The organism is Trichocoleus sp. ST-U2 (assembly GCF_039961875.1).
In the GTDB taxonomy this organism is placed as follows: Bacteria; Cyanobacteriota; Cyanobacteriia; order Cyanobacteriales; family FACHB-T130; genus FACHB-T130.
In genome coordinates this window covers 115,440-138,505 of record NZ_JAMPJY010000005.1, presented here as the reverse complement: position 1 = coordinate 138,505, position 23,066 = coordinate 115,440, and the positions used below count along the sequence as shown (strand labels likewise).

At 48.5% G+C, this 23,066-nt stretch carries 14 protein-coding genes and 1 pseudogene; 5 read left to right on the top strand and 10 right to left on the bottom strand.

Features of this window, described 5'->3' with window-relative positions; all coding sequences use genetic code 11:
• Window positions 1-176 precede the first annotated feature (176 nt).
• On the bottom strand, window positions 177-3,926 hold the full coding sequence (locus NC996_RS04990) for a hydantoinase B/oxoprolinase family protein (RefSeq protein ID WP_190688468.1): 3,750 nt from the start codon (window positions 3,924-3,926) through the stop codon (window positions 177-179).
• 248 nt (window positions 3,927-4,174) lie between these two features.
• Here NC996_RS04990 and NC996_RS04985 point away from each other — a divergent pair, with 248 nt between their 5' ends.
• Both NC996_RS04985 and NC996_RS04980 read left to right on the top strand, forming a co-directional pair.
• The gene (locus NC996_RS04985) at window positions 4,175-5,104 is read left to right on the top strand and encodes a ribonuclease D (RefSeq protein WP_190688466.1); all 930 of its coding nucleotides are present in this window, start codon (window positions 4,175-4,177) and stop codon (window positions 5,102-5,104) included.
• Between the two features lie 129 nt (window positions 5,105-5,233).
• Window positions 5,234-7,216, top strand: a complete 1,983-nt coding sequence (locus NC996_RS04980) for an alpha-amylase family glycosyl hydrolase (RefSeq protein ID WP_190535920.1) — start codon at window positions 5,234-5,236, stop codon at window positions 7,214-7,216.
• A gap of 47 nt (window positions 7,217-7,263) precedes the next feature.
• Here the strand turns inward: NC996_RS04980 and NC996_RS04975 are convergent, their stop codons facing one another.
• The 3 genes and pseudogenes from NC996_RS04975 to NC996_RS04965 form a co-directional block, all read right to left on the bottom strand.
• Window positions 7,264-7,863, bottom strand: coding sequence for a metalloregulator ArsR/SmtB family transcription factor (locus tag NC996_RS04975; protein WP_190535918.1), 600 nt, complete (start codon window positions 7,861-7,863; stop codon window positions 7,264-7,266).
• A 73-nt stretch (window positions 7,864-7,936) separates the two neighbouring features.
• Window positions 7,937-8,776, bottom strand: coding sequence for a M28 family peptidase (locus tag NC996_RS04970; RefSeq protein WP_190688464.1), 840 nt, complete (start codon window positions 8,774-8,776; stop codon window positions 7,937-7,939).
• A 13-nt stretch (window positions 8,777-8,789) separates the two neighbouring features.
• Window positions 8,790-8,954, bottom strand: a pseudogene (locus tag NC996_RS04965) (DUF4351 domain-containing protein); the annotation flags it as partial.
• A 150-nt stretch (window positions 8,955-9,104) separates the two neighbouring features.
• Here NC996_RS04965 and NC996_RS04960 point away from each other — a divergent pair.
• Complete coding sequence (locus tag NC996_RS04960) at window positions 9,105-10,046, top strand: DUF5996 family protein (protein WP_190688463.1); 942 nt, start codon at window positions 9,105-9,107, stop codon at window positions 10,044-10,046.
• A 273-nt stretch (window positions 10,047-10,319) separates the two neighbouring features.
• On the opposite strand, the gene NC996_RS04955 is transcribed toward NC996_RS04960, so the two are convergent.
• The 6 genes from NC996_RS04955 to NC996_RS04930 all read right to left on the bottom strand — a co-directional run bounded on the left by NC996_RS04955 (window position 10,320) and on the right by NC996_RS04930 (window position 19,702).
• Window positions 10,320-12,611, bottom strand: coding sequence for a nitrate reductase (locus NC996_RS04955; protein ID WP_190688461.1), 2,292 nt, complete (start codon window positions 12,609-12,611; stop codon window positions 10,320-10,322).
• Window positions 12,612-12,713: 102 nt separating this feature from the next.
• The gene (locus tag NC996_RS04950; protein ID WP_190430024.1) at window positions 12,714-13,559 is read right to left on the bottom strand and encodes a nitrate ABC transporter ATP-binding protein; all 846 of its coding nucleotides are present in this window, start codon (window positions 13,557-13,559) and stop codon (window positions 12,714-12,716) included.
• A 79-nt stretch (window positions 13,560-13,638) separates the two neighbouring features.
• On the bottom strand, window positions 13,639-15,639 hold the full coding sequence (locus NC996_RS04945; RefSeq protein WP_190430023.1) for a nitrate ABC transporter ATP-binding protein: 2,001 nt from the start codon (window positions 15,637-15,639) through the stop codon (window positions 13,639-13,641).
• 179 nt (window positions 15,640-15,818) lie between these two features.
• A complete protein-coding gene (gene ntrB / locus NC996_RS04940) occupies window positions 15,819-16,661 on the bottom strand; it encodes a nitrate ABC transporter permease (protein ID WP_190440140.1) in 843 nt (280 codons plus the stop codon).
• Between the two features lie 90 nt (window positions 16,662-16,751).
• Window positions 16,752-18,086 carry a CmpA/NrtA family ABC transporter substrate-binding protein gene (locus NC996_RS04935; RefSeq protein ID WP_190440138.1) on the bottom strand — a complete coding sequence of 445 codons (1,335 nt, stop codon included), beginning with the start codon at window positions 18,084-18,086 and terminating at the stop codon, window positions 16,752-16,754.
• An 80-nt stretch (window positions 18,087-18,166) separates the two neighbouring features.
• Complete coding sequence (locus NC996_RS04930) at window positions 18,167-19,702, bottom strand: ferredoxin--nitrite reductase (protein WP_190688459.1); 1,536 nt, start codon at window positions 19,700-19,702, stop codon at window positions 18,167-18,169.
• Window positions 19,703-20,176: 474 nt separating this feature from the next.
• On the opposite strand from NC996_RS04930, the gene NC996_RS04925 reads away from it, so the two are divergent.
• Window positions 20,177-22,426 carry a DICT sensory domain-containing protein gene (locus NC996_RS04925; RefSeq protein WP_190688456.1) on the top strand — a complete coding sequence of 750 codons (2,250 nt, stop codon included), beginning with the start codon at window positions 20,177-20,179 and terminating at the stop codon, window positions 22,424-22,426.
• Window positions 22,427-22,597: 171 nt separating this feature from the next.
• Window positions 22,598-23,023, top strand: a complete 426-nt coding sequence (locus NC996_RS04920) for a photosystem I reaction center subunit II PsaD (RefSeq protein ID WP_190425504.1) — start codon at window positions 22,598-22,600, stop codon at window positions 23,021-23,023.
• Window positions 23,024-23,066: the final 43 nt, after the last annotated feature.

Here is a 23,066-nt window from a genome sequence, read left to right as displayed (position 1 = left end):
CGTTTACAAGCCGCACAAACAAAGGATTTCAGCAGTTTTCCCAACTCAAGCAAATAAATTACTAAGTATAATTCCCTACTTTTCCTACTTTTCCTACTTGCTGTTTGGGTCGAATATAATCATCTATCAAAGGTCAAGGGTTGCGATCGCGCTTTTATCATGTATCAATTATTAGGTTACAGATTCTTGGCAATTCCATAACCTCCACCTCCTGGTGTTTCGATAACAAATACATCGTCACGCTGCATTTCCACAACCCCTGTACTGCCTAATTCCTCTATAGTTTCATCAGTACGCTGCACATAATTTTTCCCGACTGCACCCGCTTCACCACCATGCAAACCAAAGGGAGAAATGACACGACGACTTGATAAAATTCCAGCAGTCATGGGTTCAAGAAAACGCAGGCGACGGATAACACCATTCCCTCCATGATGATGCCCCTTCCCGCCGCTATTGGGACGAATCGCAAAACTTTCTAAAAGGATAGGAAATCGCCATTCTAAAACTTCTGGATCGGTGAGACGGGAGTTTGTCATGTGAGTTTGTACGGCGTCGGTGCCGTCGAAGTCAGCGCCAGCGCCGGAACCGCCACAGATGGTTTCGTAATATTGATAGCGATCGCTTCCAAAGGTAAAATTATTCATTGTTCCTTGGGAAGCTGCCATTACCCCCAGCGCCCCATACAAAGCATCGGTAATGTTTTGCGAAGTCTCTACATTTCCCGCCACCACAGCAGCAGGATAACGCGGATTTAACATACAGCCTTCGGGAATAATAATTTCCAAAGGTTTGAGACAACCCGCATTGAGGGGAATATTGTCATTCACTAAAGTGCGGAAGACATACAATACTGCTGCCTTGCACACGGCTGCTGGTGCGTTTAAATTACTCGGTTGCTGAGGAGAAGTGCCGGTAAAATCTATTTTGGCGCTGCGAGTCGATTTGTTGATGGTGATGGTAACTGCGATCGCGCTGCCATTATCCAGAGGACAGGTGAAACTGCCATCTTTGAGAACTTCGATAACCCGACGTACCGACTCTTCCGCATTGTCCTGTACAAAGCCCATATAAGCTTGCACAGTCTCTAAACCATAATGCTCCATCATCTTGTGGAGTTCTTGCACGCCGCGTTCGTTGGCGGCAATTTGTGCTTGCAAATCTGCAATATTTTTACTGGGATTTCGGGCTGGATAAGCGCTGGATGCCAGCAGTTCCAGCAATTCTTTTTCTCGAAAATGTCCTCCCTCTCCTAGTTGGAAATTATCAAGTAGCACTCCTTCTTGTTCTACCGTGGTGCTGTTTGGAGGCATGGAACCTGGAGTAATCCCACCAATATCTGCATGATGTCCCCGCGAGGCAACGTAGAAGAGGGGAAGCGTAGGAGGGGAGATTGTAACGCGATTTATCGCGTCTGGAGAGGAAGCAAATACAGGGCTAATTACAGTGATATCGGGTAGGTGCGTGCCGCCGTTGTAGGGATTATTTGAGGCAAAGACATCTCCGGGTTGAATCGTGTCGCCACAGGCGTCAATTAAACTTTTGACGCTTTCACTCATGGAACCCAAATGTACGGGAATATGGGGGGCGTTGGCGACTAACTGCCCGTGTTGGTCAAAAATTGCACAGGAGAAATCTAAGCGTTCTTTGATGTTGACTGAGGAACTGGTATTTTGCAGAGTAATGCCCATTTGTTCGGCGATCGCGCGAAACAAATTATTAAAAATCTCCAGCATCACCGGATCGGGACGCTTGAGGATTCTAGATTCTGGATTTTGGATCGAGAATTGTAAATCTGCCGAACGCTGTAAAATCAGATGATTGCGATCGCTTAGTTGTGCCTGCCAACCGGGTTCAATGACATTCGTACCCGTCGCATCGGCAATAATCGCAGGGCTAGAAATCCAGTCTCCGGGTTGCAAATCCTCTCGCTTATACACTGGCGTCTCGTTCCACCGATCCGCCGCATACATCTGTACAGTTGCCACCGGCGAGGGAAGTTCATCGCTGCGACGCTGAATGACTGCTTCCTCTACTCTCTCTGTCTTCGCCACCACCTCAACCGAAACCGCCTCTACAATCAGCCTTTTATCTTCCACAACAAAGCCGTAACGCTGCCGGTGCGACTCCTCAAACCGCTTCCTCATCGCCGCCGTATTCCCAAAATCCACAATCAGCGCCGAATCAGTCCCCTCATACCGTAAATGCACCTTCCGAAAAACCTCAATCTCAACATCCTCCCTTCTCTCTTCTTCCTCTCTTTCCTCTGCGTCCTTGGCGTCGTGGCGGTTTAATTCCTCCTCCCCCTCCCCTGCCAACTGGCTTAACATCCCCTCCAAACTCAGCACTAACTCCTCACTCAGATGCGCCTCCACCGCCCGTTCTCGCAGCACCCGCATATCTGCCAAACCCATACCATAAGCCGATAACACGCCAGCGTAGGGATGCAGAAACACCTGCTTCATCCCCAACGCATCGGCAATCAGACAAGCGTGTTGTCCCCCCGCGCCCCCAAAGCAGCACAAAGTATATTCCGAAACGTCATAACCGCGCTGGAGAGAGATTTTTTTAATTGCACTCGCCATTGTTTCAACTGCGATCGCGAGAAATCCAGCCGCCACTTGTTCCGGCGTCCGATTGTCCCCAATTTCTGCCGCCAGTTCACTAAACTTTTGCCGCACTACTTCTGCATCTAGCGGCAAATCTCCGTTCGATCCAAACAATTTCGGGAAAAACTCCGGTTGCAACTTGCCCACCATCACATTGCAATCCGTCACCGTCAGCGAACCGCCTTTCCCATAGGCAGCTGGACCCGGATTTGCCCCCGCTGATTCGGGTCCCACGCGATACCTCGCCCCATCAAAAAAGAGAATCGAACCGCCACCAGCAGCAACCGTATGAATTGCCATCATCGGCGTTCGCAGTCGTACCCCGGCAACTTCCGTTTCAAAGGTGCGTTCGTATTCGCCGTTATAGTGGGCGACATCCGTAGAAGTTCCGCCCATATCAAAGCTGATAATTTTGTCGAATCCCGCCATCAAGCTTGTCTGTACCGCGCCGACGATGCCCCCAGCAGGGCCAGATAAAATACTGTCTTTCCCTTGAAACTGTTGGGCATCGGTAAGTCCACCATTGGACTGCATGAACATCAACTGGGGGGAGTTTTGAATTTTGGGTGTTGAGTTTTGAGTTGAAAATTCCGATTCCAAACTGGCTAGCTGACTGGCAACTCGATCTACATAACGCCGCAAAATAGGCGATAAATAAGCATCAACAACGGTAGTATCACCGCGACTCACCAACTTCATCAACGGGCTAACTTCGTGCGATACCGAGACTTGGGTAAATCCAATTTTCCGCGCTGCATCTGCTATTTGTTTCTCGTGTTCGGGATAGCGATAGCCATGCATGAAGACAATGGCACAGGAGCGAATCCCGTCGTTGTACGCTTCTTGTAGAGATGCGAGATATCCTGTTTCTACGGGGATTAATTCTTCGCCTTGGGCGCTGTAGCGTTCCTCGACCTCAATCACTCGCTCGTAGAGCATCTCTGGCAATACAATGTGACGGGCGAAGATATCGGGGCGATTTTGGTAGCCGATGCGAAGGGCATCTCGAAATCCCTGCGTAATGACCAGAAGAGTGCGATCGCCCTTGCGTTCCAGTAGCGCATTCGTCGCCACAGTGGTTCCCATCTTGACAACTGCAATCTGTTCCGATGGAATAGGTGCATCTGCCGCAATTCCTAAAATATCTCGAATTCCCTGTATTGGCGCGTCAGTATACCGTTCTGGATTCTCCGACAGCAGCTTATGAATCACCAGTTGTCCATCGGGACGCCGCGCCACAATATCAGTAAACGTACCACCCCGATCGATCCAGAATTGCCAGCGGTTATTTACGTCGGAAGGTAGATTGGAATGCATAATAAAAAATAATTGCGCGATGTTGATGATAAAATCTTTCTAATTAATTCTTATTATAAATACCGTTGCTAGTTTGTCCGGTTTTAGTTTGAAAACATCCAACCTGTTTTAATAGACATATTTTTTGATATAAAAGTAGCTTTTGTAGCAGGAATATTTATCAATATTAATTGCTGTAACTTTTAAAAGTAAAATAAACAATCTAACCTTTTATTTAACTTTTATTTACAAAAAGGATGTTTTAGAGAATGCTTTACTTCACAGAAACAGAGAAAGCTAAAGTTTTAATTAATGAATATTCAAAACGCCAGCTTTTGTACTTAGATACGGAAGTTGCCGATTATAATACTCGCAAGCCTAAACTCTCTTTAATTCAAATATTAGATGACTTTACCGATGTAAGCGGAGATAGCGTTTGCATTTTAGATGTTTTAGATAATTCTGAAATTGCAGAAATCTTTATTAAAGAAATCATGGTTAATCCTGCAATTGAAAAGGTCTTCCACAATTCTAGCTACGATCTGAAGTTATTAGGTAAAACCAAAGCTAAAAATGTAAGTTGCACCTTAGAGATTGCCAAATCAATCCCTTACTATTTATTGCCAGTACCAAATTTACAATTGAGAACCCTGGCAGAAAAGCTGTGCTATTTTCCCAATATAGACAAAACCGAACAAAGCAGCGATTGGGGACAGCGACCGCTGACAGAAAGTCAGCTACAGTATGCAAAAATGGACCCAATTTATCTGGCTCACGTGCATCAGCGGCTGTTGGAATTAACTCAATTGAGTAGTCCAGATCCAGAACAGGAAGATGTAACAGCTCTAGCCCAACGCTATCGAGAAATTGAGCAGAAATGGAAGTTGCTAGATACCGAAATTGACCACATCCAAAATAGGCTCAAAGCCGCAATGCAGGCACAGGAACTATCAGAGACGAAATATTTCCAATTATCCAGTTATGAGCGAACTACAAAAAAGATTCCGTTTAACCAGTTGGCAAGAATAGCGGAAATTCATGGAATTGATTTAGAGTTTCCGGTAACGCTAACCCAAAATCTTCAGAAGGACTTAGGAGAATTGGTCGCGGAACTTCCAGTGGAAGAAGAGAAAACTACTATCTGGCGGTTGAATCCCAAAGAGCAGGAAGATGAAGAGGATGATGGGATTCCATTTTAAGGAATATTCTGTTAATTCAAGTAACTATCTCTTTCTTCCCGTCTTGAGATTCACCTTTTATCTGGAATAGCAGTCTGTTCTCGTGTGTAAAAGCTCGTAGCTAACCTTCGTATTCAAGGGGTTTCTGTAATGCTTCCTGATTTATTGCATCGCAAACAGACACATTTCGTTTTGTGGCGTCCAGGAGATATTCAACCCCCTCCAACGCTTTACATCGGCAACTTCGCTGGAGATAATCCAAGCTCATTTGAAAATTTTCAAGAATTCGACTTAATCCAATCAACAGATTTTCCAGAACTTTGGGAAATACCAGCGGAAAACTGCAATTTAACAGACGGAGAGGTTTATTTTTACTGGTTTAAAGTCCGCGACACTGACGCCTACACCAACACCCATCGAATTCTCTACTGCACCGATCCTACCGCTTACACGGTGGATCGGCGTTTCTCTGCACCGAAAATCCTTTCAGAAGAGGGAATGTCCGACCTAGATCCAGCTAGCGTCATCCTCTACCGAGATAAAATGCTGGTTCCGTGCGATCCGAAGGGGCAAACAGCGGACTGGGAAGGAGATACGATAGAAAACCTACAACCGAATAATCGGCTAGTGATTTACGAGTTGCCCACTCGCTGGACTCGAATTCGTTCAACTGGGGGAATTCAAGAAGGAAACGGGACTTTTCGAGACGTAGTTTCTCTATTGGTGGAAGAAGCGATCGCACCTACTTTTTCCTCAGTCCGCGCCTTACAAAACCGCGCTCATCTGGTGGAATTAGGTGTCAATGCTTTGGAACTTTTACCGCCATCTGATAGCGATCAAACAGATAATTGGGGCTACGGTACGGCTAATTATTTTGCAGCCGATTATGACTTAGGTCGCCCGGACGGTCAAGAAGCACCTACGGCTTCCATTGATTTAATCAATCTCATCAAAGTTTGTCATCAACACGGCGTGCGCTTTTTTGTTGATGCGGTAATGGCTTTTTCTTACAACAATCCTTACCGCAACGTTAATTATGTAGAATTTTATATCAAGTTTAATAGTGGCGATCCAGAACAAGGAAATCGGGACGGATTTGGCGGTGATTTGTTTAAGTACAACTATTGGGTAGAAGGGTATCATCCGCTTGCAGGTACGCGATCGCGTTTTGTTCCTGCCCGCGAATATATGAAAGCCTACATCGCCCACTGGATGGATTACTATCGGGTAGATGGTTTGCGCCTCGATAGCGTCAACAATATCGGCAATTATGACTTTTTACAGGAATTCAAAGATTATGCGCGATCGCTTTGGCAGGAACGGGAAGGAAGCGGCGATAAATTTCTCGTAGTCGGTGAAGAATTAAGCGTACCTCTCGCTTTAATTTCACAGAATCGTCTCGATGGGTTGTGGAACGAAAAGTTTAAGCATATTATCCGTAGCGTCATTCTAGGACAAAATTCGTCTGATGAGCCTAGCTTTGAATGGAGCGTCCGCAAACTCATTGACTGTCGTAATTTAGGGTTTGCAGATGGTTCTCAAGCAGTTAATTATCTGACTTCCCATGATGTAGGAGGCTTTGGCAACGAACGCTTCTACAGCTACCTAAATAATAATCAAGTTTTTGATACAGAAAAGCGCATCAAGCTAGCATTTGTTTGTTTGCTCACTGCTGTCGGGATTCCGATGATTTTGGCAGGAGATGAATTCGCCGATCAAAATGACTTGCCAACTTCAGATGACCATAAAAAACAGGTTGATCCGGTTAACTACAGCCGTCTGACAGATGATTGGCGACAGCGTATTTTTAATTATGTTTGTAGATTAGTGAAGTTTCGGACTACTTCTGATACTTTAGCTGTAAATGACACTCATTTTATCCATTCTGACTTCAATGAAGGTAAGCGAGTTATCGTCTGGCAGCGAGGCAAAGACGATCGATTAGTGATTGTGGTGGCGAATTTCTCTGAGTACGGGACCCCTCCAGGTTCTGAGTATAAAATACCTAATTGGCCTGCAACTCCGGCAGGTAAACAGTGGAAAGAGATCGCGCAAGATCGTATGGTTCCTGCTGAATGGGTAGGCAGAGAAGGCATCTTCCCGTGGGAAGCGAAGGTTTACGCGCTAGTTTAAACTTATTCACCCTCAGAGGTAGAGACACGGCAGTGTCGTGTCCCTACTTACTCAATACTGGTCTCTAAACGCCAATACACACCATTTTCCCGCTGCATCAGTTTAGAAGCTATCAACTCTCGTCGCAGAGTGGCGGAGTCAGGATGGTGGCGCTTGATGATTTCATTCACCTGAAGTTCTGGGTAATTAATCCCGATTTCAAATTGGTTTGCCAACCACTTGAGAATCACTTGGCGTTTTTTACGACTGGCAGGAATTTCTTTCAAGCGAAGGACGCGATCGCATCCCGCTTCGCTAATCTCCTCAAAAAAGTTCTTCAATACCTTGCTCTCCCATGCTTCCCCTTCTACATCTTCGACGAGAGAAGCCATGTTATCTGGAGTGAAAATCTCTTTGCTAAAGTTTTGCAGCGCCTCGCTATTGAGTCGATACAAATGAGTATTGCCGTCAGGGCGCATATTCACCAAATTGAGTTCTTTCAGTTTACCCAAATGATGGGAGACAGTCGGCTCCTTCAGTTTCACAATCGCGGCTAATTCTTCGACGCTGCATTCCCGATTCGCCAGAATCCCCAAAATCTTCAATCGGCTTTCGTCAGCGAGAACCTTGAAGAAGCGTAGCAGGGTTTGAAATTCCGCTTTTTCCATCGTTTTACTTCTAATTAGATACATATCTAATTAGAAGTTTATCTAATTAATTGTGCGGTATGCAAGTCATCTTTCACAGACGGCTAATACCGGAAGCCAAACCGCGACAGACGCCGGTCAGAAAGTTTAAATCCAGGGTTTCTATGGTGTCGCTCGGTTGATGGTAATGGGGATTTCGCATAAATGCTGTATCTGTCACCATCATTGCTTTATAGCCTAAATCCCAGAAGGGCGAATGATCGCTCAGTCGCGTTGAGCTGACGATTAAACCTTTATTCGGCACCGGCAACCATTCGCTTGGAACTCCAACTTTACGAATGTTGCGACTCAGGTGAATTAGATCGGGAATGCTCGGTAAATTGCCAATCAAAGCAATGTAATCACCCTGATTTGGGTAAAAACGTTCTAATCCGGCCGGATAGCGTTGCGAACCAGGGGCGGAGTTGCAATATCCCAGCATTTCTAAGGAAAGCATCAAACGAAGTGATTGTCCTTGTTGCTTTAAATCAGATGCATATTGCTGACTCCCTAGCATCCCGTATTCTTCCATATCAAAAGCAACCAATCGCACCGGGTATTTTGCAGGTTCTGCTGCGAAAATTCTCGCCAATTCCAATAGCGCGGCGACACCCGTGGCATTATCATCTGCGCCTGGGGTTCCAGGTGCAGCGTCATAATGTGCGCCAATAAGAATCGGTGGCTTCTGATTATTTGTCGCCGCTGGTAGATTCAGAATGAGATTCTGATGATTTTGACCGCGAATGCTGAACTCGTGGGTTTCTACAGTTCCCCATTGTTGCAGTTGTTCGCGGATGTAATGCTGTACGTAGAAATGCCCCGAACTGGCGAGATAAGGGTCGCGATCGCGTACTATCTGGGTGAGATGCGATCGCAAGTTTTCTTTTAAATCCAATTGTCTATTGCTCCTAAGTTTCTAACCAAGCGCTCAAATCATTTACAGAGGAGAAATCCAACAGCGCCTCGCCCAAATCTTCTTACTGGGGAATGGATAATTGCTGAATTCTAGTTTGTAGTTCGGGAGCGATCGCGCCAAACCGACGGGTAAGCTGATGCATAATCAATGCTATCCTTTCTCCTTGCTGTCACTTTTGGCGGATATTTTGATAAATTACCGATCCTTGCATAATCTCCTCTATAAATAATTGGCTAATCAAATTTTTTTCAAAGCCTGATACTGTTTATAGTATCTACCGCCAATCCTGAGCATGGAGATTCATCTGATGACGACTTCCGCTCACCGCTCATCGAACGCTGTTTGGCTCCCTTTGTCACTCTCAGCTTGGCAGGATACCTATCAAACGCTGCATTTGTGGACACAAATTATTGGTAAAATCCGGTTAGCATTAGCCCCGAAAATCAACCATTGGTGGCACTCGACGCTGTATGTCACCACCCCTGGACTTACCACTGGCCCAATTCCTAACGGAACACGTAGCTTTCAAATCACCTTTGATTTTCTCGCTCACCAACTCAAAATCGAGACAAGCGAAGGTACAACCAGAAGTATTGCACTTGCTCCTCGCTCGGTGGCTGATTTTTATCAGGAAGTGATGAACACCCTGAAGGATCTTGGTATCGAAGTGCAAATCTGGACAAGGCCCCAAGAAATTGCCGATGCGATCCCATTTGAGCAAGACCATCAACATCATGCTTACAATCCGGAATCTGCTCAACGCTTCTGGCAAATTCTGGTACAAGCCAATCGCATCATGACGGTGTTTCGCTCCCACTATATTGGAAAGTGCAGTCCTGTCCATTTTTTCTGGGGCAGTTTCGATCTGGCTGTGACTCGCTTTTCGGGACGAAGGGCACCCGAACATCCAGGAGGTGTACCCAACATGGCAGATTGGGTAACGCGAGAGGCTTATTCCCATGAAGTCAGCAGTTGTGGTTTTTGGTTTGGGGGTGGTTCAACAGAAGCCTTATTTTATGCCTACGCCTACCCAACACCAAGAGGATTTAAGGATTATCCAATTCAACCACAGTCTGCATTCTATAGCCCGGAGCTACAAGAATTTGTCCTGCCCTATGAGGCGGTGCGACAAGCAGACGATCCAGATACAGCCGTGCTGCAATTCCTACAAAGCACTTATGAGGCAGGGGCGAATTTGGGAGATTGGGAGCGAGCTGCGTTGGAAGATACTCCAGTAGCGAGTGAATAAAGCGAGTCTGCGATCGCTTCTATTGGTATATGGGATGACACTATCTGTGCTTTTTTCCGCGTCACTTCATAGAGAATTGGTATCACCAGGCGATCTAATTATTGACAAGAGAAGAAATCCAACAGCGCCTCGCCCCAATCTTCTTACTGGAGAGCAGACCGACGTGATTGATAAAAAAAGGGATACGGTAATGCCGTCCCCCTTTTTTAGCCTAAAAAAATTGAATTTCAAACGCCAGAATTGAGAATAAATTACCTCAGCTTAGGGGCAATTTTAAACAGACAAAGCGGAGGAAAAAGCCTTGGACTGAGAGGGGTGGAGTAGATACTCAGAGTCAACTTTTTCAGCAGTCAAAGGCACCAGTTGCACCGCACAAGCTTTCAGTTCCGGTTGCAGTGATTCGGGACAAGATTCGGCATGGGTGAGGGCGTTCGCTTCGGCACCATCTGCCCAAAGAGCGCCCCAGTGCATGGGGACAAAGGTAACACCGGGAGCGATCGCTTTGGTCACTCTGGCAGGGAATCGCGCCGTGCCTCGACGGGTTCGCACTTCCACCCAATCATTCTCCTGAATCTTCAGAGAAGCCGCATCGCGGGGATGAATTTCAATGAATGGCTGCGGGTGCATCTGCCGAATTTTATCAATTCGTCCGGTACGGGTTTGGGTGTGCCAGTGTCCGTAAAGTCTGCCCGTCGTCAGAACGAAAGGATAATTAGGATCGGGCGGTTCTGCTAGTCCCCGCGAATGATAGGCTCCAAACCGCGCCCGTCCATCCGGCGTCGGAAAGAGAAAATCAGTGTAAAGCCGTTTTGAGTTTTGAGTTTTGTTAGCGTAGCGGTGCGTAGCACATTTTGAGTTTTGAGTTGAAGAGTTTAACGGAGAACTCAAACTTGGGGGATCAAAACTACGATCGGGACAGGGCCACTGAAGCGGACCTTCTTGCGCCAGTCGTTCGTGACTGAGACCGCTCATATCGCAGACGCGATCGCGTGTCAGCTTCACATATTCGGCATAGATGGAGGCTGGCGTCTCGTAGGGAAATTTGTCTGCAAAACCTAAGCGCCGTGCGACTTCTGTAAATATTTGCCAATCGGGTTTGGCTTCTCCTGGGGGAGTGCGAAATGCCTGACACAGCGTGACCACTCGCTCGGAGTTAGTCATCGTGCCAGTTTTCTCGCTCCACTGCGCCGCCGGGAGCAAAACGTGAGCAAAGGCGGCGGTTTCAGTGGGGTAGTAGGCGTCTTGATAGACCGTAAAAGGCGATCGCTGCAATGCGGCTTTCGCACGTTCCAAGTCAGGTAAACTGACAGCCGGGTTCGTAGCGGCAATCCAGAGAACGCCCACATCTCCGGTTTCCAAACCCGTGATAATGTCCCACGCCGTGCGACCCGGATAGGGCGAAATTTGTCCGGCGGGGAGTTGCCAAAACGCTTCAAGTTCCGCTCGATGTTGGGGATTTTTGACCACTCGATATCCGGGCAGAATGTGGCAAAGACCGCCGGTTTCCCGACCGCCCATCGCATTCGGTTGACCCGTCAGCGAAAACGGCCCTGCACCGGGTTTGCCAATCTGAGCCGTCATCAGGTGCAGATTCACGATCGTTCGCACCTTGGCAGTGCCTTCAGAAGACTGATTCACGCCCATCGACCACAGAGACAGCACGCGCTTCGACTGTGCCCAGTATCGAGCTGCTGTTTCCAGGTCAGAGATGGAAATACCGCATCGTTCGGCGACCACTTCCGGTGGATAGTGCTGGATGACTTCTGCAAAAGCCGGAAAATTCGTCGTGCAATCCTCAATGAAATAAGTATCAATTGCGCCCCAACGCATCAGCAGGTGAGCGATGCCATTGAGTAGATCCATATCGGTGCCTGAGCGAATCGCTAAGTGCAAATCTGCTGCCTCAGCGGTGTTCGTCCGGCGCGGATCGACCACAATCATTTTGACGTGGGAATTTTTTTTGTGGTGTTTCCGCAGGCGGTTAAAAACGATCGGGTGACAGTCGGCGGTGTTGCTGCCGATGATAAAAGCACAGTCGGTTAAGTCTAAATCTTCGTAGCAGCAAGGGGGGCCATCTGAACCAAAGCTTTGCATATAACCCGCAACGGCGGAGGACATACACAAGCGCGAGTTGGAATCAAAATTATTCGTGCCCAGACACCCTTTGAGCAGTTTCTGAGCAACGTAGTAATCTTCAGTTTGCAGTTGCCCGGAGCCGTACATACACACGGCGTCCGATCCTTGAGTTGCCAGAACATTTTGAATCTTGCTCGCGACGAGATCCAAGGCTTCCTCCCAGGTGGCGCGCCGGAAAGGTTCATCCAGGGAGTCGCGGATCATCGGATGGAGAAGGCGGTCTTTGGAAAGGGACTCGGCAACGGTAGCACCTTTGACACACACCATCCCGTGACTGGAAGGGTGCGCGCGATCGCCCTGCACTTTCCAGATGGGATTCCCTTGAGCATCCCGATGCGTTGGCTTACCGGCTTGCGCTGGAGGTGTCACCTCCAATCCACAGCCGACGCCGCAGTAAGGGCAAAGGGTTTTTGTACTGTCAGTTGTCATTCGTCAGTCGTCCGTTGCTAATTGCTAATTGCTAATTGCGATTAGCCATACTTTCATCGCTTGTTGGGTATTACCCATTGGATAATACCCAACAAGCGATGACTAATCATCATCATGAGCAAATCGGTTGAACAGGAAGTCGAGGGCGTAGTTTCGCAGGTTGTAATATTCCGGGTCTTCCATAATCCGGGCGCGATTCCGGGGGCGGGCGAAGGGAATTTTCAAAACTTCACCGATGTTTGCCGATGGCCCGTTGGTCATCATCACCAGCCGATCTGCTAGGAAGAGTGCTTCGTCGATGTCGTGGGTAATCATCAAGACAGTAACTTGATGTTCGCGCCAGATGGTCAGCAGTTCTTCTTGTAATTCTTCCTTGGTGATGGCATCCAAGGCTCCGAATGGCTCATCCAGAATTAATACTTTAGGGCGAATTGAGAGGGCACGCGCGATCGCGACTCGCTGTTTCATCCCTCCAGACAGCTGAGATGGTTTTTTATCTGCTGCTTCAGTCAGCCCCACCATTGCGAGGTGATCCCGAACGATGGTGACTTTTTCCGATCGGGGTTTGCCAGGATAAACAGAATCCACTGCTAGGTAAACGTTCTCGAAGGCAGTCAGCCAGGGAAGCAAGCAATAATTCTGGAATACCATCATCCGGTCTGGGCCGGGTTCGCGGATTTTCAGGGTTTCCAGGCGTACTTCACCGTCAGTTGGCTTATTGAAACCTGACACCATGTTTAACAGGGTGGATTTGCCGCAACCAGAGTGACCGATCAGGCAGATAAATTCGCCTTCATAGACGGTGAGGTTTACCCCATCTAGAACGGTATACGGTCCGGTAGGAGTGGGATAAACCTTGGAAACGTCTTCAATGACCAAAAACGGGTCGCGGTTGACGGTTTCTTGGGTTAGTTGGGTGACGACGCCAGTGTTGTTCAAAGTGTGCATGGGGAGGTGAAGGTTGTTAATAGCTAATCGCGAATTGTTCTTGCCATAGTTCCATTAGCGAATGGCTAATGATTAATAACTAACGACTCGCAACTAAGGGGTCGATGTTAATCTCTTCGATACGAATTGGACGCTTAATTTCCAAGCTATTGAGGTACTTAATGGGATCGTCGGGATTGAAAATGGTGCCATCAAACATTTGCATGGGTGCGCGATCGCGTCCGATATCCATTAAGCCGAGTTCCCGCGCCGCTTCCCTAAATACATCAATGCGCCGCACTCGTTCTTGAATTTCCAGCCAGTTTTTGGGGAACGGAACAATTCCCCATCGTGCTAGCTGAGTCATCACCCACAGTCCTTCCTCCGGTTCTGGAAAGTTCGCTTTATCGACAAAGAACTGGTTGTAACGCAACATCTGTTCGGGTGCTGCGCCCGTCCCGCGAACGTAGGGATCGATAAAGCCGGGACGGGTGTATTCTGGGGCGGAGCCGATGTATTGCGGCTGACACAGTAAGTTGACAATTTCTTCCCGATTGCGTCGGTCATCGCAGTATTCGCAAGCTTCCAAAAGCGCTTTTATCAATGCGATATGAGTTTGCGGGTACTTATTTGCCCATTCTTCCTGGCATCCGAGTACCTTCTCCGGATGTCCCGCCCACAACTCCATATCGGTGGCGATGACAAAACCGAGTTTTTCATGAACGGCGCGAGAGTTCCAAGGTTCGCCGACACAGTAGCCATCAATACTTCCAGATTTCAGATTAGCGACCATCTGGGCGGGTGGAATCACCGTCAAACTGACATCTCGGTCGGGATCGATGCCGCCACTTGCCAGCCAGTAGCGCAGCATCATGTTGTGCATAGAGGCAGGATGCACCACTCCGAGTGTATGGATCTTGTCAGGAGTTTGCGCGATCGCTTCCTTGAAATCTGCCAAGGTGCGAACGCCGCGATCGTACAAATCCTTACTGAAGGTAATCGCATTGCCATTGCGCGATAAAGTCATCGCCGTACACACAGGCAGTGGCGGGCCATCGGCTCCCAAGGTCATTGCCATCGGCATTCCGGCAACCATCTGGGCAGCGTCTAGGCGTCCCGTCGCCACCCCTTGCGCGATCGCTTTCCAACTGGGTTCGCGGTTCAGCGTCACATCTTCTAACCCGTGCTTGGCGAAGAAACCTTTTTCCTTTGCCACCACCAATGGGGCGCAGTCAGTTAGGGGAATAAAGCCAATTTCCAAATTGACTTTCTCCAATCCATTCCGGGCAACCACCGCCGGTTGCGTTGCTTTGCGCTGCTTGGCTTTTTTCTGCTGGTTGAGGAAGTAAATCATCTCATTGCGCAAACCGTAGTAGCTGGGATGATTGACAACCTCCATGCGCTTGCGCGGGCGAGGGATGGAGACTTCCAGAATTTGCCCGATATGGGCATCTGGGCCGTTAGTCAGCATTACGATGCGGTCAGATAGTAGCAGCGCTTCGTCCACATCGTGCGTCACCATGATTGCGGTGACTTTGCTTTCCTGACAGATTTGCATCAGCTTTTCTTGCAAGCCGCCCCGTGTCAAGGCGTCTAGTGCGCCGAACGGTTCATCGAGTAGCAGTAACTTAGGACGAAGGGCGAGGGCACGCGCAATCGCTACCCGCTGTCTCATTCCCCCGGATAGCTGACCGGGTCGTTTATCCGCAGCGTGCCGCAATCCCACCAAATCGATGTGATGCTCCACAATCCCCTTGCGCTCACCTCTGGGCCGATCCTGTAATACTTCATCTACCCCCAGAGCGATGTTTTCCCGCACGGTGAGCCAGGGAAGCAGCGAATAATTTTGGAACACGACCATTCGGTCTGGTCCCGGCGAAGTCACCTGTCGCCCTTCTAAAATCACTCCCCCACTCGTCGGTCTATCTAGACCAGCCACCATATTTAGTAGGGTTGATTTGCCGCATCCAGAATGTCCAATTAAAGAAACAAATTCACCTTGTTTGATTTTCAGGTCAATATTCTTGAGTGCCACATAAGTACCGCCATTGGCAAGCGAGTACACCCGGTCAACATGGTCAATTTCTACAAAGACAGACATAGCAATAGGGTCGAGGTATGAGGACTGAGAGAAGTGAGGACTGAGGTATGAGGGCTGACGACTGAGAGAAGGAACTAAAAGAGGAGTCAGGGATAAGGATTGAGGATGAGTTGAGAAGTTAAGGGCGAAGAGTTTATTTAATACTTCCTACTCAGCCCTCAGTCCTGAGTCTTCAGTCCTTACTTCTGTTCCTCTGGTACAACTTTGGAGGCAACGAAGCCTACTAGCCTATCTAGCAGCAAACCAACAACACCGACATACACAAGTGCAAGAATAATTTGGCTCAGTAAAGAATTGTTGTAAGCATCCCAGATGAAGAAACCAATTCCCACACCACCGACTAACATTTCAGCCGCAACAATTGCCAGCCAAGACAAACCAATACCAATCCTAAGTCCAGTAAAGATATAAGGAACCGCTGCGGGAAAGAGAATCTTAAAGAAATACTTCTGCTTAGAAAGCCGCAACACTCTGGCAACGTTTCGGTAATCTTGAGGAATCTGCTGCACTCCCACCGTGGTGTTAATAATAATGGGCCATATCGACGTGATAAAAATTACGAAAATAGCTGAGGGATTACTTTGTTGAAATGCTGCCAGAGAAATCGGTAGCCATGCCAGAGGGGGAATGGTACGCAGAACCTGAAAGAGGGGGTCTAAAGCGCGGTAAGTAAACTGATTGGTACCAATCAAAATCCCCAACCCAATCCCAACTAAGGTAGACAGAGAGAAGCCAATCGCTACCCGTTGTAAACTGGCGAAAATTTGCAACGCCAAGCCTTTATCCGTACCGCCATTATCAAAAAATGGATTGATAATATAGGGGTTCCAAGTTTCTCTTAGTACTTGGATTGGCCCTGGCAAACCTTTAGAACCCGGAGGGCAGAGGATTTGCCAAAGGATCATAAAAGCTGCAAGTGCTAGCAGCGGTGGCACAATATGTTTAAGTTTCTTCTGAAAGAAGGTTCCGATTAACTTCTGGGGATTATTACTTGAAAGGCGATTCTCAGTTCTAGCGGTCATTCTCGCTCCTAATTATTAATCATATTGATTCGTCATTGGCTAGCGAACAGCGAATAGCGGATTTCTCTTGAACTATTCGCTATTCGCAATTTATGCCTTCTTAATCTTGAGACTCTTCAAGTATTCCTCTGGCTTTTCTGGGTCAAACTTGACGCCATCAAAGAATGTTTCAACACCACGAGAACTGCTAGTCGGAATTTCTGAAGCAGGAACTCCTAGTGCTTTGGCTGCCTCTTTCCAGAGGTCTTCCCGGTTCACTTTGTCAACAAGTTCTTTAATGTTGGTGTCAGCAGGAATATTCCCCCAACGGATGTTTTCAGTTAGGAACCAGGTGTCGTGACTCTTGTAGGGATAAGAAGCGTTATCTGACCAGAACTTCATCAGTAGCGGACTATTTTGCACGACCGGGCGACCATCGCCGTAGTCAATGTTGCCTTTGGAGCGTTCGATAATATCTTTGGCTGGGACTTTAAACCATTTTGCTTGGGAGACAATTTGGCACATCTCTTCTTTGTTTTCTGCCTTGTCGCACCACTGCTGGGCTTCTTGGATTGCCATTAGCAGCGCTTTGGCAGAATTGGGATTTTTATCTACCCAATCAGCCCGCATCGCAAAAGCTTTTTCGGGATGGTCTTTCCACAGTTCTCCCGTTACCAAGGCGGTGTAACCCTGCCCTTGGTTCACCAGCTGGGCGTTCCACGGTTCGCCTACACAGAAGGCTTCCATGTTGCCCGTTTTCATATTCGCCACCATCTGAGGCGGTGGTACGGGGACTGTAGAAATATCCTTGTTTGGATCGATGCCGCCTGCGGCTAACCAGTAGCGCATCCAGAGGTCGTGGGTGCCACCAGGATAGGTAATGGCTGCCTTGAAGTCATTTTTGCCCCCAGCTTTGGTAAAGGCTTCTTTAAGTCCTTTGCTGTCTAAGCCAACTTTGGATTCTTTGTAAGTATTGGCAACAGAAATTGCTTGACCATTGGTATTCAACCGCGCCAGGATGTACATCGGCACTGGCTGCTTGTTCTTGGTTTGTCCCAAGCTCATAAAGTAAGGCATGGGGGATAAAATATGCGCCCCATCAATGCCACCGGCGTTACCGGCTGTGCCTAGCTCCAAGTTATCGCGGGTGACGGGCCAGGAAGCTTGCTTGACAACCTCAACCTCTGTCATGCCGTATTTGGCAAACAACCCTTTTTCCTGGGCTACAACTAGGGGCGCGGAATCCGTTAGAGCAATAAATCCTAGCTTGGCGGTGGTTGTTTCTACTTTCGGCGCGTTGGCTGCCGTGCTGGTGGCAACGGGGGAGGATTTTGAAGCGGACTTGGCGCTATCGGTCGGGCCGGAACTACAGCCATGAGCTAGCAAGCTTCCGGCTGTGGCTGCGCCTGCTGTAATGATAAATTGCCGTCTAGAAACTCTGCTCATATTTCTCTTGGAAGTGGTAACTCGGTGGTACGTAGTCGGGAATTAGTGGTAGGGAGTCGCTAAAAGCTTCTTTGCAACTCCTAGAAGCGAGGAGTCGCCCCAAACTGTTTGATCAATAAATTCCGCAATACAGGTTTGAGGTCTTCGCAGGGAATGCTTTTCTGGACGCAGGTACCCAAATGGGCTTCTTTACCAACTGTGCCTCCCATGTAAAGATCGACACCTTCTAAGGTTTTGCCGTTTTTGCGAACTTTTGTCCCCATCAAACCGATGTCGGCTACTTGAGGCTGACCGCAGGAGTTGGGGCAACCAGTCCAGTGAATCCGCACGGGTTTAGTTAGAGATAATTCTGCTCCCAGTTCTTCAATCGTTGCCAGGGCACGGTTTTTAGTTTCAATTAAGGCAAAGTTGCAGAACTGCGATCCGGTGCAGGAGACTAGCGATCGCGCTAAAGGATCGGGATTGATCGAGAATCGTTCTAGCAGGGGTTCGGCTAAGCAGGCGTCTAAGCGCGAGTCGGGAATATTCGGGATGATGACATTTTGCTCAACGGTGAACCGCATTTCGCCGTTGCCGTAAACTTCAGCCATCCGAGCCAGGTCAAACATATCCTGGGCATAGAGACGCCCCACGGGAACGTGTAAGCCGACGTAGTTTAAGCCGGGTTGCTTTTGGGGGTACACGCCGATGTGGTCGCGCTTTTCCCAGTCAATTTCGTCCTTTTCGGCGGCTGGTTGGAGGGGCTTCTCCAGATATTCTTCTACCAAGGCTCGGAATTGTCCTAACCCCAATTCATCGATCAGCCACATCAGCCGTGCTTTGTGCCGATTCGATCGGGGACCGCGATCGCGAAAAACTTCTAAAACGGCTCGGCATACCTCTACAACATCGTCAGGATGCACCCAAGCGTTAAGGGGAATGGCAGCATCGCACCGTTTGGCAGAGAACAAACCACCGACGAGGACATTAAACCCAAAGATGCCCTCTTTGTAGGCGGGGACGAAAGCAAGGTCGTTGATTTCAGCGTGAACCGAGTTGTCGCGACAACCCGCGATCGCAATATTGAATTTCCGGGGCAGATTGCTGAAAGCTTTGTTGCCTTCCCCATGATTCGTAATCATGTCCTGGACTTGCTGCACAAGACTCCGCGTATCAAACAATTCATCCGCATCAATCCCCGCGACTGGCGAACCTGTGATGTTGCGGACGTTATCCATCCCCGACTGAATGCTGGTCATCCCGACTCGCTCTAACCGTCGGAAAATTTCTGGCACATCCTCGATTCGGACTCCCCGCAGTTGGATATTTTGCCGGGTGGTGATGTCGCCGCTGCCATCTTCGCCGTAACGCTGCACAATCTCGGCGAGCATTCGCATTTGATCGCTGGTGAGGAGACCGCTGGGCATCCGCATCCGCATCATAAATTTTCCGGGCGTAACGGGTCTGAAGAAAATCCCTACCCACTTGAGTCGGTGGTCGCGGTCTGTTTCGTCCATCGCCTCCCAGCCAACCTGGGCAAAATGTTCAATTTCTGCCTTTACCGCCAGACCATCTTTCTCTGCTTTGAATTTTTCAAATTTATTAAGACTTGCTGTGGGCGTGGCTGTGCTTGTCATGGGTGTGTCCTCATTACGTGGCGCTCGAATGCCCGCAAACGGATAATCTTGTGTTTGTCAATTGCTCGTTGATGATAAGTTATGCAAACTCAACTGTGAAATTCGTATAAGAAATTACAAAATGTTAATACGAATGAAGTTTTTGCATCGATCGGATGCCATTTAGTCATGACATCCCCCTTAAGGAGGATTAATGATTTACATAAGAAATTCTTGTGGCGAGGGGTTTTGGGGAAGCGATCGCGACCCCAAAACCCCTATCAATGCAATCATTGAGTTTCCCGCAACTCACAGCCGTCAAATAAGAAAACTCACACAAAAGTGATTTGCCTCCCCTTGAACGTGGAGTTAAGCAATTTTGTGAGAATTTACAATCGTTAAAACCGGATTACCAGGAAATATTCAAACCGTTAGTAGGGAACGCTCTTTTGTACGATAGGCATAGAACGGGTACGAAACTCGGCAAATTACTAAATGATCATCCCGACTTCTGTGCTGGCAGATTTGCTGCAAGTCCTGCCCCAGCTGCGACCTCAAATGTATTTCAAGTCTTCCTTAATCGCCTTATCTCATGCGATGGAAGACCAGGTTCTGGCATCTTTAGACCAGCATCTGGTGATTGCCAGTTTCCAGCGAGAGCGCTTCTATCGTCAGGAAGCTCACCGTTATCGACGGATTGCAGAACGGACAGAGCAGTTATATGTGCTGGCAGCCCCAGAAACCGACTTTAGCAACAGTTCGGAAGCTTACGAAACTGTTGCTTTTGAGCCGACCGATGGTTTAAGTCAAGAGTGGCACTTAGTGGTGATCGGGCAGAATTATGCTACCTGCTTGGTTTGTCGAGAACGAAACCTAACAGAGGATGGGCGATCGCGTCAGGGTGTAAGAGGAAAGACCGCACCTAGAAAAGGAATCGCACCCGCGTTTTCCCCTAGCCGCCGCACTTCTGACCTTCCTCGAACCACCTCCCGATTGCGGATGTCATCGTTTGAAGGGATAGACCCCGCCCGCCGGTTTGAGGGAATCTGGACGTTCGATCGGCAAGTCAGTTGCATCGTTGCTGAATTATTACTCAATCGGATTTCGCAGTACCGTCCGGAATTGGCTCAAAAGCTCGCTCAAGCACGAAATATTTACGGCATTCCTTCGAGGGGAGAGTTTTTAGAAACTTCCTTTGGAAAAACCGATCGGGAAGCAGCGAATCGGCAGAATTTTTTAGTTCAAAACTCCGTACAGCCACAGGCGGCAAAGGAACCCTCCGCCCAAACTCCAGAGTCTCTAACCGACAATCCCGACCCCTTTGTTCAGTGCCTAGTCACTTACTTGCAAGCGGGGCAGTACAAGCTGCTCAAAGCTTATCGCTCAATTTCCGCCCAAGAACGCAAAGAACGCCTAGTCAACTCGATTACGGCTGCCATCCGGCGGGGTAGCCATACGGGACAGCCGTTACACCCGGATGAAATTCTATCCATTGCCGTACAGGAATTAGGACAGGCATTGTTTGCTTGCCGGTGTCTGATTTATCGTGCCGGGGAAATCGATACTTCTGCCACGATTAACCATGAATTTTTGAAAGTGACCGATAACGGGAATTCTCGACTTGCCTCTGCACTCGGTCAGGATTGGCCTTTACAGGAAAATCTTCTATTTCAGGAAGTTGTGCAGAACCGAGAGCGAGTTTATGTTGCCGATACTCATATCGACCCTCGCATTGTAGGAGTGTCGGCAGGAATATCGGTAGGAGTGTCGGAACTTCCTTCCAATCGCCCACTTCAAACTCTGGCGAGCCGCTTTGCTATTCAGTCTTGGCTGATGATGCCAGTGCTATATCAGGATCGACTACTGGGGATAGTAGAGCTGCATCATTGCGGTGCTACCCCCTACGAGTGGCAGGACGACGAACTAGAACTTGTAGAAGCCATTTCTATTCAAATCGCCGGGGCGTTGATTCAAGCCGAAGCCTACGCGAACCTGGAAGACCTCAACCAACAGCTAGAAGCTCTCGATCGCACTCGCAGCAACTTAGTCGCAATTACGGGTCACGAACTCCGCACCCCCCTCTCTACTATCCAAGTCTGCCTGGAAAGTCTAGCGAGCGAACCTGATATGCCCCCGGAGATGCGGCAAGTGATGCTCAGTACCGCTCTCACCGACGCCGAGCGGATGCGTAAACTGGTTCAAGATTTCCTCACCCTTTCTCGCCTAGAAAGTGGTCGGGTGCAATGGCATCCAGAACCCCTAGCGCTGCCAGAGTGCATCGATCTTGCCCTCAGCAGTATCCGCGCCCGCAATTCCGATGGTCAGCTACCAAAGATTATTACTAAAGTGTCTGATTCGCTGCCTTTAGTACGAGCGGATGGGGAGTGGCTGGTTGAGGTGCTTGCCAAACTGCTGGACAACGCTTGCAAATTTACAACGCCTCAAGGAAAAATTACGATACTCGCTGAGTGTAACGACAGCTCAATGCTTGAAGTTACGGTTGCCGATACAGGTCGTGGCATTGAACCCAACCGGCTGGAGGCTGTCTTCGATCGGTTCTATCAGGAAGAAGGCGCTCTGCGGCGAACTACTGGCGGTACTGGTCTGGGACTTGCGATTTGTCGCCAAGTTGTCACGGGTTGGGGCGGTGAAATTTGGGCTGAATCCGCCGGTAAAGACCAAGGTAGTCAGTTTCACTTTACCGTCCCTATCGCGGCAAGACAGTCAGCAGTCAGTAGTCTTTGATGAAATTAGTCAGCAATTAGTAGTCAGCAGTGCTTGACTAATGACCCATGACTAATGACTAAATGACTCATGACTAAATGGCTAATGACAAACTGTTACAGTTCTTGACAGACTCGCAAGACAGGCCTTGCCTCGGTGATAGGATGCCCTAAAACGTTGGGAGAAAAATCTATGCCAGAAACTCTTACTGGACAAACCCCCATATTTGGCGGCGGTACCGGCGGTTTGCTCACCAAAGCTGAACTAGAAGAAAAGTACGCCATCACTTGGACAAGCCCGAAACAGCAAGTATTTGAATTGCCCACTGGTGGCTCTGCCATCATGAACCAAGGTGATAACGTGCTATACCTAGCACGTAAAGAATACTGCATCATGTTAGGCGGTCAGGTACTCCGAGCCAAGTTCAAAATCAACAACTACAAGATTTACCGTGTCTTCCCGAACGGTGAAATGGAGTATCTGCATCCGAAGGATGGCGTCTTCCCAGAGAAAGTCAATCAAGGTCGTCCTTATGTGAATAAGGTAGAACGGAACATTGGCAGCAACCCGGAACCGCCAACGATTAAGTTTAGCGGTCGTGCGACTTACGACGTTTAGCACCTTTTTAATTATTTAGCATCAGTAGGGTGGGCATCCACCC